A 14,544-nucleotide genomic window follows, 5' to 3' on the forward strand; every position below is an offset into this window, starting at 1 on the left:
CCTCTGAACATCAAGCTCAGACAAGCTCGATGATCGCCATTTCCGCTGCGTCGCCGCGGCGAGGTCCGATCTTGACGATTCGCGTATAGCCGCCCTTGGTATCGGCATACTTCGGGGCGATTTCGTCAAAGAGCTTCTTCGCAACGTCCTCTTTCGTAACGAAAGAGAGTACCTGACGCTTGGAGTGGAGGTCGTTGGTTTTCGCCGTTGTAATCATCTTCTCGGTCATTGAGCGCACTTCCTTGGCCCTCGTGACAGTGGTTTCGATCCGGCCGTTTTCCAGCAAGAACGTCACCATTGCCCTGAGCATCGCCATCCTGTGGCTGGACGTTCTGCCGAGCTTTCTGGTTCCTGGCATCGAATTTCACTCCTTACCCATGCATTGTAACCCTGGCGGCGCGCCGCCGCCGGGACCACGGGCCGCTGCGGCCCATAGATTTAGTTATCGTCGTCCTTTGAAAGGTCAAATCCCAGAGACTGCAATTTCAGGATGACTTCCTCCAGCGACTTTTTACCGAGATTGCGCACCTTCATCATTTCGTCCGGCGACTTGTTGATAAGGTCCGCCACGGTATTGACGCCGGCCCGTTTCAGGCAGTTGAACGCGCGGACGGATAAGTCAAGCTCTTCAATGGTCATCTCAAGGAGCTTATCCTTGCCCGTGTCTTCCTTTTTGTCCATGATCTCAGTGGCACTCACCTCGTCGGAAAGATCGACGAAATGATTGAGTTGTCTATTGAGGATCTTGGCCGCCAGACTGACCGCCTCCTTTGCGGAGATCGTGCCGTCTGTCCAGACTTCCAGCGTAAGCTTATCATAGTCGGTTATCTGTTCAACGCGCGTGTTTTCAACCGTGTAATTCACCTTGAGGACAGGGGTGTAAATGCTATCGACCGCGATGGTGCCAACCGGCGCTTTTTCAAGCTCAGTATGCTTGTTGCGGTCGGCGGAAACATAGCCCTGCCCTTTTTTGAGCGTGATCTCCATGGAGAGCTTTGCGCCCGTGTCCAGCGTGGCGATGTGCATACTTGGGTCGAGGATCTCAACCTCCGAATCGCACTCGATGCTGCCGGCCGTGACCTCGCATTCGCCCTGCGCGTCGATCCGCACGGTTTTAGGCTCATCGCAATACAGCTTTGCGGTCAGCCCTTTGATGTTGAGGATGATTTCTGTCACATCCTCCTTGACGCCCGGGATTGTCGAGAATTCGTGCTGAATACCGTCAATCTTGACAGAAATGACTGCAACACCAGGAAGAGAAGAAAGCAGCACACGGCGAAGGCTGTTGCCAAGCGTAGTACCGAATCCCCTGTCCAGCGGTTCCGCTACAAACTTACCGTAACTGCCGTCCGATTTGAGCTCGACCGTTTCTATCTTAGGCTCTATGATCTTAACCAAATATGGACCCTCCTTCTGCGGCGGGGAGAACCCGCCCTGTCATTCCCGTTTCCCTGCAACCATAACGAACATGTCCGCGGCGCAAAATCGCCGCAAAGCAATTACTTGCTGTACAACTCGACAATCAGATGTTCCTCGACATCAAGGTCAATGTCCTCACGGTTCGGAAGCTCAATGACACGGCCGGTCATATTGGTCTTGTTGCATTCGAGCCATCTTGCGACCGGCCTGGAGCCGAACGCCTCGACGACGCCCTTGATCTTGTCGCTCTTGGAAGCAACCGCGACGACATCGCCGGCCTTGAGCAGGATCGAGGGGATATTTGCTTTTTTGCCGTTCACAGTGAAATGGCCGTGACGGACGAGCTGGCGCGCTTCCTTGCGGGATGCGGCGAAGCCCAGACGGTAGACGACATTGTCAAGCCTGCTCTCGCAGATGCGCAGCAGGTTTTCGCCTGTGACGCCGCTTTTGGACGCAGCCATCTCGAAATACTTGGAGAACTGGCTCTCAAGCACGCCATAGTAGCGCCTGGCCTGCTGTTTCGCGCGCAGCTGGACTCCATACTCGGAAGCCTTGCGGGTGCGCGCCTTGCCGTGCTGCCCGGGGACAGTCGCCCTGCGGGTGACGGCGCATTTATCGGTGTAGCAGCGTTCGCCCTTGAGGAACAGTTTCTTGTTCTCCCTGCGGCAAAGCCTGCATACAGCACCGGTATATCTTGCCATGAATTGCACCTCCAAAATGGTTTGCGGCTCCGCGCCTTTGCGCGTCGCCCTGATTCGTTAAACGCGCCTTCTCTTGGGCGGGCGGCAGCCGTTGTGCGGAATCGGCGTGACATCCTTGATCATGTTGACCTCAAGACCCGCGGCCTGGAGCGCGCGGATGGCGGCTTCACGGCCCGAACCGGGGCCTTTCACGAACACCTCGACCGTCTTGAGGCCATGCTCCATAGCGGCCTTCGCGGCAACCTCGGCGGCTGTCTGCGCGGCGAACGGAGTGCTCTTGCGCGAACCGCGGAAACCAAGCCCGCCGGCCGAAGCCCAAGAAAGGGCGTTGCCCTGGGTGTCGGTGATGGTGACAATCGTATTGTTGAAGGTGGACTGGATATGCGCGGCGCCACGCTCAATGTTTTTGCGTTCACGGCGCCTGCGGGTCGCCGTTCTTTTAGTAGCGGTAGCTTTCGCCATCGTTTATATCCCTCCCTTATTTCTTCTTGTTGGCGATGGTCTTTTTCGGACCCTTGCGCGTGCGCGCGTTTGTCTTGGTGCGCTGTCCACGGACAGGCAGCCCCTTGCGGTGACGCACGCCGCGGTAGCAGCCAATTTCCACCAGGCGCTTGATGTTCAGCGCGACTTCACGGCGGAGATCGCCTTCCACATGGACGTTGTGGTCGATATATTCACGCAGCTTTGAAACGTCGTCCTCGGTCAGATTCTTGACGCGCGTGTCCGGATTCACCCCGGTGGCTTCAAGAATCTGCTGCGCGGTCTTCCGGCCAATGCCGAAAATATAGGTCAGCCCGATTTCGACCCGCTTATCCTTGGGCAGGTCAACGCCAGCTATACGAGCCATACTTCTGTTGCACCTCCATTATTTGGTTTGCACACTTAGCCCTGACGCTGTTTGTGCTTGGGGTTTGAGCATATCACCATGATGCGGCCCTTGCGCTTGATAACCTTGCATTTTTCGCAAATGGGTTTCACGGAAGGTCTGACTTTCATTTGGAATTACCTCCTTCGTTCGGTAACGGTAGGGGTCTGATTATTTGGAACGCCAGGTGATGCGCCCCTTTGTCAGATCGTAAGGGGACATCTCCAGCGTGACCTTGTCTCCCGGCAGGATACGGATAAAGTTCATCCGCAGTTTGCCGGAAATATGCGCCAGCAACTGATGTCCGTTCGGCAGCTCGACACGAAACTGCGCGTTCGGCAGGCTTTCCACAACGGTGCCCTCAATCTCGATGACGTCTTCTTTAGACAAGCGGTTCTCCTCCCTCGTTTTCATAGAAGGGCCGAAGCGCCCTTCGCAGCATTTTGTTGGTGGCGGCGCCGGACAGCTCCAGCACCGTGTTGGTTTTCCGGATATGCCTGCGGCTTTTGCATTTTGGCCGCTCAAGCGGCCGGCGTTTGCCGTCCGCGAGCAGCACACGTCCGTTCCGGTCTTCAAGAACCACATAAAACACGCCTGCATCGCGTCCAGCGATGGAGCGCACGACGCGTCCTGTCCCGACCGGCATCCCAACCGCCCCCATCAGGGAAGCGTCAGGATCACCGGGCCGTCCGCGGTGATCGCGATTGTGTGTTCAAAATGCGCGGCCAGGCCGTGATCGTTCGTCACGACCGTCCAGTCGTCGTCCAGCACGTGTAAAGCCGGCGAATGCTCGGTGATCATCGGCTCGATAGCGATGACCATGCCCGGCGTCAGCCGCACGCCGTGGCCCGGCTTTCCATAGTTGGGAACCTCAGGCTCTTCGTGCAGCTTGCGCCCGACGCCGTGCCCGACATACTCGCGCACCACGCCGTAGCCGCGCGCTTCCACATACGACTGCACGGCATGGCCGATGTCGCCGATACGCGCGCCCGGCTTTGCGGCGGCAATGGCCGCAAGCAGGCTTTCACGCGTGGCGTCCATCAAAGCCTGCGCCGGCACGCTGATGGTCCCGGCCGCGAACGTGGCGGCCGTGTCGCCGTGATAGCCGTCGACAAGCGCGCCGACATCGATGCTGACGATATCGCCTTCCTGGATCACGCGTCCGCCCGGTATACCGTGAATAATCACGTCGTTGACGGACACGCACGCGCTGCCCGGAAAACCACCATACCCCAAAAACGAGGGGGTGGCGCCCCTGGAAACAATATAATGCTTGATGATGCGGTCGATCTCGCCGGTTGTAACGCCCGGCCGAACGGCCGCGCCGCCGGCCCTGAGGGCCTGCGCCGCGAGCGAGCCGGCTTTTCTCATCTTGGCCAGCTCACCCGAAGTTTTCAGCACGACCATACGTCACGCCTCCAAGGCGGCGAGCGTAAGCTTCGTCGTATCTGCGACTTCCGCCTGGCCCTCCACGATGCGCAGCTTGCCCTTGGATGCGTAGAAATCCTTGAGCGGCTCAGTCTGTTCGTGGTACGTTTTCAGGCGGCCGCGGACGGTTTCAGGCTCGTCGTCCTTGCGGATGATCAGCCCGCCGCCGCATTTGTCACAGACGCCCTCGGCCTTGGGGGCCTTGTAGTCAAGATGGTAGCTCGCGCCGCAGCCACCGCAGACGCGGCGGCCCGACATGCGCCGCTCGATCGCCTCGTCGGCAACCTCGATATCGATCACACGGTCGATTTCCACGCCCATCTGATCCAGCGCCTCGGCCTGCGGCACGGTGCGCGGGAAGCCGTCAAGGATGAATCCGTTTTTGCAGTCATCCGCGGCAAGGCGCTCCTTAATGATGCCGATGACCACGTCGTCCGGGACCAGCGCGCCGCTTTCCATATAGGATTTCGCACGCAGCCCCATTTCTGTCCCATTCTTGAGCGCCTCACGGATAATGTTGCCCGTGCTGATCGCGGGAATGCCGAGACGCTCACAGATGATTTCCGCCTGGGTGCCTTTGCCGGCGCCGGGAGCGCCAAGGAGTATCAGTTTCATATCGACGTCTCCTTTACTCTAAGAAGCCCTTATAATGACGCATCATCATTTGCGATTCAAGCTGCCTGAACGTATCAAGCGCGACGCCGACGACAATGATGATCGACGTACCGCCCAGCGCAATGTTCATCTTTGTGATCGCGCCGACGCCGATCGGAAGGACCGCGATGAGCGCGAGGAAGATGCCGCCGACCAGCGTGATCTTTGAAATGATGCGCGCGATAAAGTCGGAGGTTGGGCGGCCCGGCCGGATGCCCGGGATCGTGCCGTTGTTGTTGCGCAGGTTGTTCGACATCTCAATCGGGTTATACTGAATCGCCACATAGAAGTAATTAAAGGCGAGGATCAGTATAAAATACAGGACCGCGTACAGCGCCGTATCGTAATTGAAAGCGCTGAGGATTTTGCCGGCCAGGCCCGTCTTATTCGGCATAAAGCCGAGAACCGTGCCAGGGATTGCCAGCAAAGAGGATGCAAAGATGATCGGCAAAACGCCCGACATGTTGACTTTGATCGGAATAAAGGTCGACTGTCCGCCGTACAGTTTGCGTCCAACGACCCGCTTTGCGTACTGCACCGGGATGCGGCGCTCGGCGTTCGTCATGATGATAATGACGACAATCAGCGCCAAAAACAACACGACGATCAGCGGGACAGTGAAATAGTACATCGTTTCGCCCTCAGCTGCGAGCTTCAGATACGACCAGAGCGTATTGATCGCATTCGGCCCGCGCGAGACGATGCCGGCAAACAGGATCAGCGAGATACCGTTTCCAATACCCTTTTCATCAATACGCTCGCCCATATAGACGACGAGCATTGCGCCGGCCGTAAAGGCCGCAATGATAACCAGCGCGGAAAAGATTCCGGCGAAACCGCTGCGGTAAAGGACCGCACGGCTCTGGTTGCGCAGCAGGGTGTAATAAGCAAACGCCTGGAGCAGCGCGAGCGCGACGGTGACATAACGCGTGATCTTGTTGATCTTTTTGCGCCCGTCCTCGCCCTCCTTTGAAAGGCGCTCCAGAGCGGGGATCGCCACCGTAAGCAGCTGGATGACGATAGACGAGGTGATATACGGAGTGATTGACAGAGCAAACACAGTTGCGCGGGAGAACGCGCCGCCCGAAAGGATATCGATGTATCCAAGCAGGCTGCCGCTGCCGGTAACCATCGCCTGCAGCGCCGTGGAGTCAAGGAACGGCACCGGCACCGCCGAACCGATCCTAAACAGGATCAAAATCAGCAGCGTATAGCAGATCTTTTTGCGCAGCTCCGCAATATGCCAGGCGTTCTTTAACGTCGTGAACATGTTTACTTCACCTCAGCCTTTCCGCCCGCCTTTTCAATCTTCTCCTTGGCGGAAGCGGAAAAAGCCGCGCAATTGACCGTCAGTTTCTTTGTCAGCTCGCCGTTGCCGAGCACCTTGACGCCGTCAAGGACCTTCTTAATGAGGCCCGCATCGATCAGAGCCTGCGCGTCAACCACCGCGCCGTCCTCAAAGCGCTCGAGGGCGCCGACATTCACGGTCGTATACTTTGTGGCGAAGATGTTGGTAAAGCCACGCTTCGGCACGCGGCGCTGAAGCGGCATCTGGCCGCCTTCAAACCCGGGCTGTTTGGCGCCGGAACGCGCTTTCTGGCCCTTGTGGCCCTTGCCGGCCGTCTTACCGTTGCCGGAGCCATGGCCGCGCCCCTTGCGGAACACGTCCTTGCTGGCGCCCGGCGCCGGGGAAAGTTCATGCAATTTCATACCTGCACCTCCTTGCTTTATGCGTTCGTAACCTCGACGAGGTGGGAAATTTTCGCAATCTTGCCTTTGGTCGCGCTGTTGTCGGGCTGGATCGTCTCGCTGCCGATCTTGCGCAGCCCAAGGGATTCGGCGGTGGCGATCTGGTCGTCTTTTCTGCCGACAAGGCTCTTTACGAGCTTGATTTTAAGCTGTGCCATTTGCGCCAGCCTCCTTTAACCAATAATATCCTTCACGGATTTGCCGCGAATGGCCGCAACCTTTTCGGCGTCGCGCAGCGCGCAGAGTCCCTGAATGGTCGCGGAAACGACATTGCAGGGATTGTTGGAACGCAGGCACTTTGTACGGATGTCCTTGATGCCGGCCGTCTCAAGCACGGCACGGACCGGACCGCCGGCGATGACGCCAGTACCTTCCGGGGCGGGCTTCATCAGTACGCGTCCGGCGCCGTAAGCGCCGATGATCTCATGCGGGATCGTCGTGCCCTTGAGCGCAATCTTGTGCAGGTTCTTTTTGGCGTCCTCAATTCCCTTGCGGATTGCGTCGGGAACCTCGCCCGCCTTGCCAAGTCCGAAACCGACCGTGCCGTTGCCGTCGCCGACAACCACGAGGGCCGCGAACTTAAAGATACGACCGCCCTTCACCGTTTTGGAAACGCGGTTGATCGAAACAACTCTTTCCTTCAGTTCGAGATTCGCTGCATCTATCAAAGCCAAAAGTATCCCTCCTTCTTCAGAATTTGAGTCCGCCTTCACGGGCCGCCTCGGCAAGCTCCTTGACGCGCCCATGGTAAATATATCCGCCGCGGTCAAACACAACCTCGGCGATCCCCTTGTCGGCCGCGCGCTTTGCAAGCGCGGCGCCGACTTTCTTTGCCGCTTCCTTGTTGCCGCCGTTGCCCTCGAAATCCTTATCCATCGTGGAGGCCGAGCACAGTGTGACGCCGTTGACATCGTCGATGATCTGGGCGTAGATGTGTTTGGCGGAGCGGAAAACATCCAGGCGCGGACACTCGGGCGTGCCGCTGATCTTTGCCCTGACCCTCTTATGCCGTTTGAGTCTGGCGATGTTCTTGTCAGGCTTCGTTACCATTCTGATTTCACTCCTTTACTTCTTGCCCTTACCCGCTTTGCCTTCCTTGCGGATGATCACTTCGTCGATATACTTGATGCCTTTGCCCTTATACGGCTCGGGCGGGCGCTTCTCACGGATTTCCGCCGCGAACTGGCCGACCTTCTGCTTGTCGGGGCCGTGGACGATGATCTTGTTGGGAGCGGGCACGTCGATGGTGACGTCTGCGGTATCCTCCATAAACACCTGATGGGAGAAACCAAGCGTCATGACAAGCTGCTTGCCCTGCTTAGCGGCGCGGTAGCCGACGCCGTTGATCTCAAGCTCTTTTTTGAATTCCTCGGTCACGCCGTGGACCATGTTCGCAATCAGTGTCCGGGTAAGCCCGTGCAGGCTTTTTTCCGTTTTCTCGTCGTTCGGACGGGTGACAAGGATCTCGCCGTTTTCAAATTTGATGCCGATCTCCGGACGGAAGGTCTGCGTCAGCGTGCCCTTGGGTCCTTTGACCGTAACCGTGCTGCCGTCGATCTTGACATCGACGCCCGCGGGCACGGCGATGGGTTTTCTGCCGATTCTGCTCATCTTCCGTACCCCCTTACCAGATGAATGCGAGGACTTCGCCGCCGACGTTTTCCTTGCGCGCCTGGCGGTCGGTCATAACGCCCTTGTTTGTGGACAGAATGGCGACGCCCAGTCCCTTCATCACGCGCGGCATATCCTCACAGCTTGTATAAATGCGCAGGCCGGGTTTGGAAACCCTGCGAAGGCCCTGGATAACCGGGGACTTGCCCTGCCCGTATTTGAGGACAACGCGAATGTTGCCCTGCTTGCCGTCTTCGACGACCTGGAAACCCTTTATATATCCTTCATCCAACAAAATCTGAGCGATTGCTTTCTTCATGTTGGAAGCAGGAATATCGACCGTATCATGTTTTGCATTGTTTGCATTTCTGATACGTGTCAGCATGTCAGCGATCGTATCGGTGATATGCATGCCGTCAACCTCCTTTTAGCTCAGCTTTGTTCTTACCAGCTTGCCTTCCTGACGCCCGGGATCTGCCCTTTATACGCCAGTTCCCTAAAGCAAATGCGGCAGACGCCGAATTTGCGAAGGTAAGCATGTGGCCTTCCGCAGATTTTGCAGCGCGTATACTCGCGGGAAGAAAACTTCGCCGGGCGGCGCTGCTTGATTTTCATGGATGTTTTAGCCAAAATACTTCCCCCTTACTTGGCAAACGGAGCGCCCATGAGCGTGAGCAGCTCGCGGGACTCCTCGTCGGTTTTCGCAGTGGTGACAAAGCAGATGTCCATGCCCCGGACCTTGTCGATCTTGTCGTAATCGATCTCCGGGAAGATGAGCTGCTCGCGAAGGCCCATGTTGTAGTTGCCGCGGCCGTCGAAGCCGTTCGGGTTGATGCCGCGGAAGTCGCGCACGCGCGGCAGGGCCACGTTAAAGAGACGGTCGACAAACTCATACATGCGCTCGCCGCGCAGCGTCACCTTTGCGCCGATATTCATACCCTCGCGCAGCTTGAAGTTCGCGACGGACTTTTTTGCCTTGCAGATGACCGGGCGCTGGCCCGTAATCTTGGAAAGATCGGAGACGATCGCGTCGATGATCTTTGGATTATCGCGCGCCTCGCCGCAGCCGACGTTGATGACAACCTTATCAAGCTTGGGGATCTGCATGACAGAGGTATAGCCGAATTTCTTCATCAGCGCGGGAGCAAATTCGCTCGCGTACTGTTCTTTGAGTCTTGCCATGATTTCTCCTCCTTACTTAAAAAGTTTCACCGCATTTGGGGTTTTTGCAGACGCGCTCCTTGGAGCCGTCGTTGAGCATCTTATGCGCGATACGCGTCGGCTTGCCGCACTTGGGGCACACAAGCATCACCTTGCATGCATACATGGCGCCCTCGGCTTTCACAATGCCGCCCGGGTCGCCCGCCCTGCGGGGCTTGACGTGCTTGGTCACCATGTTGATGCGTTCCACAATGACCTTGCCCTCCTTGGGGCTTACCTCAAGCACCTTGCCCTTTTTGCCCTTGTCCTTGCCGGACAGGACAACGACTGTATCGCCCTTTTTCACGTGAAGCTTCTTCACTATCTGAGCACCTCCATTACAGCACCTCGGGGGCGAGGCTTAAAATCTTGAGGTATTCCTTCTCGCGCAGTTCCCTGGCAACCGGTCCAAAGATACGCGTGCCCCTCGGGTTTTTGTCTTCTCTTATGATAACCGCCGCGTTCTCGTCAAAGCGGATGTATGTGCCGTCGTCGCGCCGCACGCCTTTGGCGGAGCGGACGATGACCGCCTTGACCACGTCGCCTTTTTTCACCTGACCGCCGGGCGCAGCCTTTTTGACCGAAGCCACGACCACATCGCCGATATTGGCGTATCTCCTGCGGGAACCGCCGAGCACCCGGATGCACATAAGCTCCTTGGCGCCGGTATTGTCGGCTACTTTGAGATAGGTCTGCATCTGTATCACAGAGCGTTCCTCCTTTCAGCAAAACTGAATCTATTATTTCGCCTTCGTGATGATCGCGGTCACTCTCCACCGTTTGTCCTTGGACAGGGGGCGTGTCTCCATGATCTCGACCTTGTCGCCGACGCCGCAGGCGTTCTGCTCGTCATGCGCTTTAAACTTCACGGTACGCTTGATAATCTTTTTGTAAAGGGGGTGCCGGACATTGTCCTGAATGGCGACGACGACTGTTTTGTCCATCTTGTCGCTGACAACCGTGCCGACGCGTGTCTTTCTGAGATTGCGTTCACTCATCTGCTTTGTCCTCCCTTCCGCTTACTGCGCGCTTTTCAGCTCGTTGGCCCGAATTTGCGTCTTGACCCGCGCGATGTCCTTTTTGACGTCGCTTAAACGCTTGGGGTTGTCGAGCTGATTGATCGCGTGCTGGAAACGGAGGTTGAAAAGCTCGGCTTTGAGGTCGCGCAGCTTCTCGCCCAGTTCCTTGTCGCTAAGCTCTCTGATCTCGCTTGCCTTCATCACTCGTCACTCCCCTTTTCCTCAGATTCCTTGGCAATGAATTTGCATTTTACCGGCAGCTTATGCGCGGCCAGACGCATGGCCTCGCGGGCCAGCTCCTCGCTCACGCCGCCGATCTCAAACATCACGCGGCCGGGCTTGACGACGGCGACCCAGTACTCCGGGCTGCCCTTACCGGAACCCATGCGGGTCTCAGCCGGCTTTTCAGTGATCGGCTTATCCGGGAAAATCTTGATCCAGACCTGACCGCCGCGCTTGATGTAGCGCGTCATGGCGATACGGGCGGCCTCGATCTGATTGGAGGTGACCCAGGCCGGCTCGAGCGCCTGAAGGCCGAAGTCGCCGTAAGTGACCTTGTTGCCGCGCATGGCCTTGCCCTTGAGGCGGCCGCGCTGTACCCTGCGGTATTTAACCCTTTTCGGCAGCAGCATTACTTGTTGCCTCCTTCCCTGCGGGGACGCTTGGCATCCCCGAGCACCTCGCCGGCGTAGATCCAGACCTTGACGCCGATCCTTCCGTAAGTCGTGTTCGCCTCGGCGAAGCCGTAGTCGATGTCCGCGCGGATGGTCTGCAGCGGGATGGTGCCCTCGTGGTAATGTTCGCTTCTGGCGATTTCGGCGCCGCCCAGGCGTCCGGAAACCGCAACCTTGATGCCCTTGGCGCCGAACTTCATCGCGCGGCCGATGGCCTGCTTCATCGCACGGCGGAACGAAACGCGCGCTTCAAGCTGCGAAGCGATCGACTCGGCGACGAGCTGCGCGTTTTTGTCGGGCTGCTTGATCTCAACGACATTGATGAAAACCTGACGCTTGTCGGCGTCAGCCTTGCCCTTGTTGATCATCGCGTCGCACTGGCGGCGGACCTTTTCGATCTCCGCGCCGCCCTTTCCGATTACGATGCCCGGGCGCGAGCAATGCACATGGATGCGCACACGGGTCGCATCCCTCTCGATTTCAATTTTCGGGATACCTGCGTCATACAGGGTTTTCTTTAAGAACTTGCGCAGCTTGTAATCCTCGACAAGGATATCGCCGAAAGCATCGTCCTTAGCAAACCAGCGGGAATCCCAATCCTTAATTACACCGACACGAAGGCCGTGCGGATTCACTTTTTGGCCCATAGTTTACCTCCTCTTTCAGCTTTATTCCCGTTCCTTGACGGTGATGAACACGTGTGAAGTCCTCTTGAGCACCCTGAAGGCGCGGCCCTGGGCGCGGGGACGGATGCGCTTCATCGTCGGGCCCGGGGTCACATAGCACTCCGAAACATACAGGGAATCCCTGTCCATGTTAAAGTTGTTCTCCGCGTTGGCCATAGCCGATTTGAGCAGCTTGGACAGCGGCTCGCAGGCGGCCTTGGGGGTGTGGCGGAGTATCGCCATCGCCTGATCGGCGGGTTTATTCCTGATCAGATCAAGCACGATCTGCACCTTGCGGGGCGAGATGCGCGCATGTCTCAGCGAAGCTTTTGCTTCCATTGAATGTGTTCCTCCTTTCGGCCGCTCTTATTTTGTTTTCTTCGCGCCGGCATGGCCGCGGTACGTCCTGGTGGGGGCGAACTCGCCGAGCTTGTGGCCGACCATATCCTCGGTCACATAAACCGGCACATGCTTGCGGCCGTCGTGAACCGCGAAGGTGTGTCCGACAAAATCCGGGAATATCGTTGAAGCGCGGCTCCAGGTCTTGAGGACCTGCTTTTTCTCGCCGCTCTCGTTCATCTTTTGGACCCTGGCCAGCAGAACGGGCTGAACGAACGGTCCCTTTTTAACACTTCTACCCATAAATCGATTGCCTCCTTTCAGCCCGTCTTACTTCGCGTTGCGGCGTCTGACAATAAACTTGTCGGAACGGTTGTGGGTCGCGCGCGTCTTGTAGCCAAGCGCCGGCTTGCCCCACGGGGTGACAGGGCCGGGACGGCCGATCGGGCTTTTGCCCTCGCCGCCGCCGTGCGGATGGTCGCAGGGGTTCATGACGGAACCGCGGACGGTCGGGCGCCAGCCCATATGGCGGCGGCGGCCGGCTTTGCCGTAGTTGACGTTTTCATAGTCGATGTTGCCGACCTGGCCGATCGTGGCCACGCAGATCTCCGGGATGTTGCGCAGCTCGCCGGAGGGCAGGCGCACAAGCGCGTAGCCGTTCTCCTTGGCCATGAGCTGCGCCATGACGCCGGCGGAACGCGCCAGCTGCGCGCCTTTGCCGGGATAAAGCTCGATGTTGTGGATGAACGTACCCGTCGGGATGCTGGCCATCGGCAGGGAGTTGCCCGGCTTGATGTCCGCTCCCGGACCGGCAACGACGGTATCGCCGACCTTGAGTCCGTTGGGCGCGATGATATAGCGTTTTTCGCCGTCCTCATACTGCACCAGCGCGATGTGCGCGCTGCGGTTGGGGTCGTACTCCAGCGTGAGCACCTTGGCGGGCATCTCGGTTTTGTCGCGCTTAAAATCGATCACGCGGTATTTGCGGCGGTTGCCGCCGCCGCGGTGGCGCACGGTGATGCGGCCGTTGGAATTGCGTCCGGAATGCTTTTTGAGCGGCTCAAGCAGGCTCTTTTCCGGTGCAACCTTCGACAATTCGCTGTAATCGGTCACCGTCATCTGGCGGCGCGACGGCGTTGTCGGCTTATAGCTTTTGATAGCCATTCGGTTTCACTCCTCATAATTCTGGTTAGCGGGGCATATGAGATACCCCATACGCGGGCCCTGGCGGCCCTTGGAACCTGTACTCACAGTCGTTGTCGCCGTCTGTCCGGCATCCCCCGGCTATGACTACAGGTCCTTACAGCATGGTGTCGAAGAATTCGATCGTCTTGGACGCCTCGGTCAGCGTCACAATCGCCTTTTTCCACGAGGCGGTCATGCCCATCGTACGGCCCATGCGTTTCATGCGCCCGCGGCAGCTCACTGTGTTGACTTTCGCAACCTTCGTGCCGGGGAACAGGCTTTCAACAGCCTTTGTAATCTCGATCTTGTTGGCGTCTTTGGCAACGCGGAAGGTGTACTTCTTCTGCTGCACGTTGCCCATTGACGCTTCCGTGATGACCGGGTTAAGAATGATATCCTGCGGAGCTTTCATTACGCGTACACCTCCTCGAGTTTGGCGACCGCGTCCTTGCAGACAATGAACTTGTCGCAGTTGACCAGGTCGTAGACGTTGATGGTGTTGACCAGCGCCGTCTTGACGCCCGGGATGTTGGCGGCGCTCTTGACAAGCTTCCGATCAAGCTCAGGCATCAGAATAAGCGCCTTTTTATCGGCGCCGAGCGCCTTGAGCATCTCGACGACGGCTTTCGTCCTAAAGCCCTCGAGCGCGATGGAATCGACAACAATCAGGTTGCTGCCGGCGACCTTATCGGAAAAGACCGATTTGATCGCAAGCCTTTTAAGCTTCTTGTTGAGCGTATAGCGGTAGCTGCGCGGCTTCGGGCCGAGCGCGATGCCGCCCTTGCGCCACTGCGGCGCGCGGATGGAGCCCTGGCGCGCATGGCCGGTGCCCTTCTGCCTCCAGGGCTTGCGGCCGCCGCCGCTGACCTCGGTGCGGGTCAGTGTAGACTGCGTGCCCTGGCGCTGGTTGGCCAGATAGTTCACGACGCACGCGTGGACGGCCACAGGGTTCGGCGTAATGCCGAAAACGGCGTCGGAAAGCTCGATTTCGCTGACGGCCTTGCCGGCCATATCAAAAACTTGAACCTTTGGCAT

The 14,544-nt window shown here is 57.9% G+C and carries 30 protein-coding genes; all 30 read right to left on the bottom strand.

Going from position 1 to position 14,544, the window contains the following annotated elements; all coding sequences use genetic code 11:
• Positions 1–16 precede the first annotated feature (16 nt).
• Entirely contained in the window at positions 17–358 is a 342-nt protein-coding gene (gene rplQ, locus FMM72_RS14895) for a 50S ribosomal protein L17 (RefSeq protein WP_024729497.1), read from the bottom strand.
• Positions 359–438: 80 nt separating this feature from the next.
• Complete coding sequence (locus FMM72_RS14900; protein WP_160209756.1) at positions 439–1,398, bottom strand: DNA-directed RNA polymerase subunit alpha; 960 nt, start codon at positions 1,396–1,398, stop codon at positions 439–441.
• Between the two features lie 101 nt (positions 1,399–1,499).
• Positions 1,500–2,120 (bottom strand): 30S ribosomal protein S4, encoded by a 621-nt coding sequence (gene rpsD, locus FMM72_RS14905; RefSeq protein ID WP_160209755.1) that lies wholly within the window; start codon positions 2,118–2,120, stop codon positions 1,500–1,502.
• Between the two features lie 57 nt (positions 2,121–2,177).
• Positions 2,178–2,582, bottom strand: coding sequence for a 30S ribosomal protein S11 (gene rpsK / locus FMM72_RS14910; protein WP_006873259.1), 405 nt, complete (start codon positions 2,580–2,582; stop codon positions 2,178–2,180).
• Positions 2,583–2,598: 16 nt separating this feature from the next.
• Positions 2,599–2,967 (bottom strand): 30S ribosomal protein S13, encoded by a 369-nt coding sequence (rpsM, locus tag FMM72_RS14915; protein WP_160209754.1) that lies wholly within the window; start codon positions 2,965–2,967, stop codon positions 2,599–2,601.
• Between the two features lie 35 nt (positions 2,968–3,002).
• Positions 3,003–3,116, bottom strand: coding sequence for a 50S ribosomal protein L36 (gene rpmJ / locus FMM72_RS14920; RefSeq protein ID WP_160209753.1), 114 nt, complete (start codon positions 3,114–3,116; stop codon positions 3,003–3,005).
• Between the two features lie 40 nt (positions 3,117–3,156).
• Positions 3,157–3,375, bottom strand: a complete 219-nt coding sequence (gene infA / locus FMM72_RS14925; RefSeq protein WP_006873261.1) for a translation initiation factor IF-1 — start codon at positions 3,373–3,375, stop codon at positions 3,157–3,159.
• Positions 3,368–3,631 (bottom strand): KOW domain-containing RNA-binding protein, encoded by a 264-nt coding sequence (locus tag FMM72_RS14930; protein WP_180322941.1) that lies wholly within the window; start codon positions 3,629–3,631, stop codon positions 3,368–3,370. Before FMM72_RS14930 ends, infA begins: the two co-directional genes overlap by 8 nt.
• A gap of 14 nt (positions 3,632–3,645) precedes the next feature.
• On the bottom strand, positions 3,646–4,392 hold the full coding sequence (gene map, locus FMM72_RS14935) for a type I methionyl aminopeptidase (RefSeq protein ID WP_162221879.1): 747 nt from the start codon (positions 4,390–4,392) through the stop codon (positions 3,646–3,648).
• A 3-nt stretch (positions 4,393–4,395) separates the two neighbouring features.
• On the bottom strand, positions 4,396–5,028 hold the full coding sequence (locus FMM72_RS14940; RefSeq protein ID WP_162221880.1) for an adenylate kinase: 633 nt from the start codon (positions 5,026–5,028) through the stop codon (positions 4,396–4,398).
• Between the two features lie 13 nt (positions 5,029–5,041).
• Complete coding sequence (secY, locus tag FMM72_RS14945) at positions 5,042–6,337, bottom strand: preprotein translocase subunit SecY (RefSeq protein ID WP_160209750.1); 1,296 nt, start codon at positions 6,335–6,337, stop codon at positions 5,042–5,044.
• A 2-nt stretch (positions 6,338–6,339) separates the two neighbouring features.
• Positions 6,340–6,777, bottom strand: a complete 438-nt coding sequence (rplO, locus tag FMM72_RS14950) for a 50S ribosomal protein L15 (protein ID WP_160209749.1) — start codon at positions 6,775–6,777, stop codon at positions 6,340–6,342.
• A 17-nt stretch (positions 6,778–6,794) separates the two neighbouring features.
• Positions 6,795–6,974 carry a 50S ribosomal protein L30 gene (rpmD, locus tag FMM72_RS14955; protein ID WP_160209748.1) on the bottom strand — a complete coding sequence of 60 codons (180 nt, stop codon included), beginning with the start codon at positions 6,972–6,974 and terminating at the stop codon, positions 6,795–6,797.
• Between the two features lie 15 nt (positions 6,975–6,989).
• A complete protein-coding gene (gene rpsE / locus FMM72_RS14960; RefSeq protein ID WP_024729492.1) occupies positions 6,990–7,490 on the bottom strand; it encodes a 30S ribosomal protein S5 in 501 nt (166 codons plus the stop codon).
• 16 nt (positions 7,491–7,506) lie between these two features.
• The gene (gene rplR, locus FMM72_RS14965; protein WP_160209747.1) at positions 7,507–7,866 is read right to left on the bottom strand and encodes a 50S ribosomal protein L18; all 360 of its coding nucleotides are present in this window, start codon (positions 7,864–7,866) and stop codon (positions 7,507–7,509) included.
• A gap of 15 nt (positions 7,867–7,881) precedes the next feature.
• Positions 7,882–8,427, bottom strand: a complete 546-nt coding sequence (gene rplF, locus FMM72_RS14970) for a 50S ribosomal protein L6 (RefSeq protein ID WP_160209746.1) — start codon at positions 8,425–8,427, stop codon at positions 7,882–7,884.
• A 13-nt stretch (positions 8,428–8,440) separates the two neighbouring features.
• Positions 8,441–8,839: a 30S ribosomal protein S8 gene (rpsH, locus tag FMM72_RS14975; protein ID WP_160209745.1), complete on the bottom strand. Its 399-nt coding sequence runs from the start codon at positions 8,837–8,839 to the stop codon at positions 8,441–8,443.
• Positions 8,840–8,871: 32 nt separating this feature from the next.
• On the bottom strand, positions 8,872–9,057 hold the full coding sequence (locus FMM72_RS14980) for a type Z 30S ribosomal protein S14 (protein WP_160209744.1): 186 nt from the start codon (positions 9,055–9,057) through the stop codon (positions 8,872–8,874).
• 12 nt (positions 9,058–9,069) lie between these two features.
• Positions 9,070–9,609, bottom strand: coding sequence for a 50S ribosomal protein L5 (rplE, locus tag FMM72_RS14985; RefSeq protein WP_024729490.1), 540 nt, complete (start codon positions 9,607–9,609; stop codon positions 9,070–9,072).
• A 16-nt stretch (positions 9,610–9,625) separates the two neighbouring features.
• Positions 9,626–9,949 carry a 50S ribosomal protein L24 gene (rplX, locus tag FMM72_RS14990; protein ID WP_180322943.1) on the bottom strand — a complete coding sequence of 108 codons (324 nt, stop codon included), beginning with the start codon at positions 9,947–9,949 and terminating at the stop codon, positions 9,626–9,628.
• 16 nt (positions 9,950–9,965) lie between these two features.
• Entirely contained in the window at positions 9,966–10,334 is a 369-nt protein-coding gene (rplN, locus tag FMM72_RS14995; RefSeq protein WP_024729488.1) for a 50S ribosomal protein L14, read from the bottom strand.
• 33 nt (positions 10,335–10,367) lie between these two features.
• Positions 10,368–10,625, bottom strand: a complete 258-nt coding sequence (gene rpsQ / locus FMM72_RS15000) for a 30S ribosomal protein S17 (protein ID WP_006873276.1) — start codon at positions 10,623–10,625, stop codon at positions 10,368–10,370.
• Positions 10,626–10,646: 21 nt separating this feature from the next.
• A complete protein-coding gene (gene rpmC / locus FMM72_RS15005; protein WP_006873277.1) occupies positions 10,647–10,847 on the bottom strand; it encodes a 50S ribosomal protein L29 in 201 nt (66 codons plus the stop codon).
• Positions 10,847–11,278, bottom strand: a complete 432-nt coding sequence (rplP, locus tag FMM72_RS15010; protein ID WP_006873278.1) for a 50S ribosomal protein L16 — start codon at positions 11,276–11,278, stop codon at positions 10,847–10,849. Before rplP ends, rpmC begins: the two co-directional genes overlap by 1 nt.
• Positions 11,278–11,967: a 30S ribosomal protein S3 gene (rpsC, locus tag FMM72_RS15015; protein ID WP_006873279.1), complete on the bottom strand. Its 690-nt coding sequence runs from the start codon at positions 11,965–11,967 to the stop codon at positions 11,278–11,280. The genes rplP and rpsC overlap by 1 nt, the downstream gene beginning before the upstream one ends.
• A 21-nt stretch (positions 11,968–11,988) precedes the next feature.
• Entirely contained in the window at positions 11,989–12,324 is a 336-nt protein-coding gene (gene rplV / locus FMM72_RS15020; protein WP_006873280.1) for a 50S ribosomal protein L22, read from the bottom strand.
• 27 nt (positions 12,325–12,351) lie between these two features.
• Positions 12,352–12,627 (bottom strand): 30S ribosomal protein S19, encoded by a 276-nt coding sequence (gene rpsS, locus FMM72_RS15025; RefSeq protein WP_006873281.1) that lies wholly within the window; start codon positions 12,625–12,627, stop codon positions 12,352–12,354.
• 27 nt (positions 12,628–12,654) lie between these two features.
• On the bottom strand, positions 12,655–13,488 hold the full coding sequence (rplB, locus tag FMM72_RS15030; RefSeq protein WP_006873282.1) for a 50S ribosomal protein L2: 834 nt from the start codon (positions 13,486–13,488) through the stop codon (positions 12,655–12,657).
• A gap of 136 nt (positions 13,489–13,624) precedes the next feature.
• Positions 13,625–13,921 (bottom strand): 50S ribosomal protein L23, encoded by a 297-nt coding sequence (rplW, locus tag FMM72_RS15035; protein WP_006873283.1) that lies wholly within the window; start codon positions 13,919–13,921, stop codon positions 13,625–13,627.
• Positions 13,921–14,544 carry a 50S ribosomal protein L4 gene (gene rplD, locus FMM72_RS15040; RefSeq protein WP_160209741.1) on the bottom strand — a complete coding sequence of 208 codons (624 nt, stop codon included), beginning with the start codon at positions 14,542–14,544 and terminating at the stop codon, positions 13,921–13,923. Before rplD ends, rplW begins: the two co-directional genes overlap by 1 nt.

The organism is Anaerotruncus colihominis, assembly GCF_010206195.1.
Lineage (GTDB): Bacteria > Bacillota > Clostridia > Oscillospirales > Ruminococcaceae > Anaerotruncus > Anaerotruncus colihominis_A.

Coding starts and splice junctions, on each gene's coding strand:
- rplP (WP_006873278.1), bottom strand. CDS start 11,278: ATGCTGCTGCCGAAAAGGGTTAAATACCGCAGGGTACAGCGCGGCCGC.
- map (WP_162221879.1), bottom strand. CDS start 4,392: ATGGTCGTGCTGAAAACTTCGGGTGAGCTGGCCAAGATGAGAAAAGCC.
- rpmC (WP_006873277.1), bottom strand. CDS start 10,847: ATGAAGGCAAGCGAGATCAGAGAGCTTAGCGACAAGGAACTGGGCGAG.
- rpsC (WP_006873279.1), bottom strand. CDS start 11,967: ATGGGCCAAAAAGTGAATCCGCACGGCCTTCGTGTCGGTGTAATTAAG.
- FMM72_RS14930 (WP_180322941.1), bottom strand. CDS start 3,631: ATGCCGGTCGGGACAGGACGCGTCGTGCGCTCCATCGCTGGACGCGAT.
- rplR (WP_160209747.1), bottom strand. CDS start 7,866: ATGGTAACGAAGCCTGACAAGAACATCGCCAGACTCAAACGGCATAAG.
- rplF (WP_160209746.1), bottom strand. CDS start 8,427: ATGAGCAGAATCGGCAGAAAACCCATCGCCGTGCCCGCGGGCGTCGAT.
- rpsM (WP_160209754.1), bottom strand. CDS start 2,967: ATGGCTCGTATAGCTGGCGTTGACCTGCCCAAGGATAAGCGGGTCGAA.
- rpsK (WP_006873259.1), bottom strand. CDS start 2,582: ATGGCGAAAGCTACCGCTACTAAAAGAACGGCGACCCGCAGGCGCCGT.
- rplV (WP_006873280.1), bottom strand. CDS start 12,324: ATGGAAGCAAAAGCTTCGCTGAGACATGCGCGCATCTCGCCCCGCAAG.
- rplO (WP_160209749.1), bottom strand. CDS start 6,777: ATGAAATTGCATGAACTTTCCCCGGCGCCGGGCGCCAGCAAGGACGTG.
- secY (WP_160209750.1), bottom strand. CDS start 6,337: ATGTTCACGACGTTAAAGAACGCCTGGCATATTGCGGAGCTGCGCAAA.
- FMM72_RS14940 (WP_162221880.1), bottom strand. CDS start 5,028: ATGAAACTGATACTCCTTGGCGCTCCCGGCGCCGGCAAAGGCACCCAG.
- rpsD (WP_160209755.1), bottom strand. CDS start 2,120: ATGGCAAGATATACCGGTGCTGTATGCAGGCTTTGCCGCAGGGAGAAC.
- rpsH (WP_160209745.1), bottom strand. CDS start 8,839: ATGCATATCACCGATACGATCGCTGACATGCTGACACGTATCAGAAAT.
- rpmD (WP_160209748.1), bottom strand. CDS start 6,974: ATGGCACAGCTTAAAATCAAGCTCGTAAAGAGCCTTGTCGGCAGAAAA.
- rplE (WP_024729490.1), bottom strand. CDS start 9,609: ATGGCAAGACTCAAAGAACAGTACGCGAGCGAATTTGCTCCCGCGCTG.
- rplD (WP_160209741.1), bottom strand. CDS start 14,544: ATGCCAAAGGTTCAAGTTTTTGATATGGCCGGCAAGGCCGTCAGCGAA.
- rpsS (WP_006873281.1), bottom strand. CDS start 12,627: ATGGGTAGAAGTGTTAAAAAGGGACCGTTCGTTCAGCCCGTTCTGCTG.
- rpsQ (WP_006873276.1), bottom strand. CDS start 10,625: ATGAGTGAACGCAATCTCAGAAAGACACGCGTCGGCACGGTTGTCAGC.
- rplB (WP_006873282.1), bottom strand. CDS start 13,488: ATGGCTATCAAAAGCTATAAGCCGACAACGCCGTCGCGCCGCCAGATG.
- rplQ (WP_024729497.1), bottom strand. CDS start 358: ATGCCAGGAACCAGAAAGCTCGGCAGAACGTCCAGCCACAGGATGGCG.
- rpmJ (WP_160209753.1), bottom strand. CDS start 3,116: ATGAAAGTCAGACCTTCCGTGAAACCCATTTGCGAAAAATGCAAGGTT.
- rplW (WP_006873283.1), bottom strand. CDS start 13,921: ATGAAAGCTCCGCAGGATATCATTCTTAACCCGGTCATCACGGAAGCG.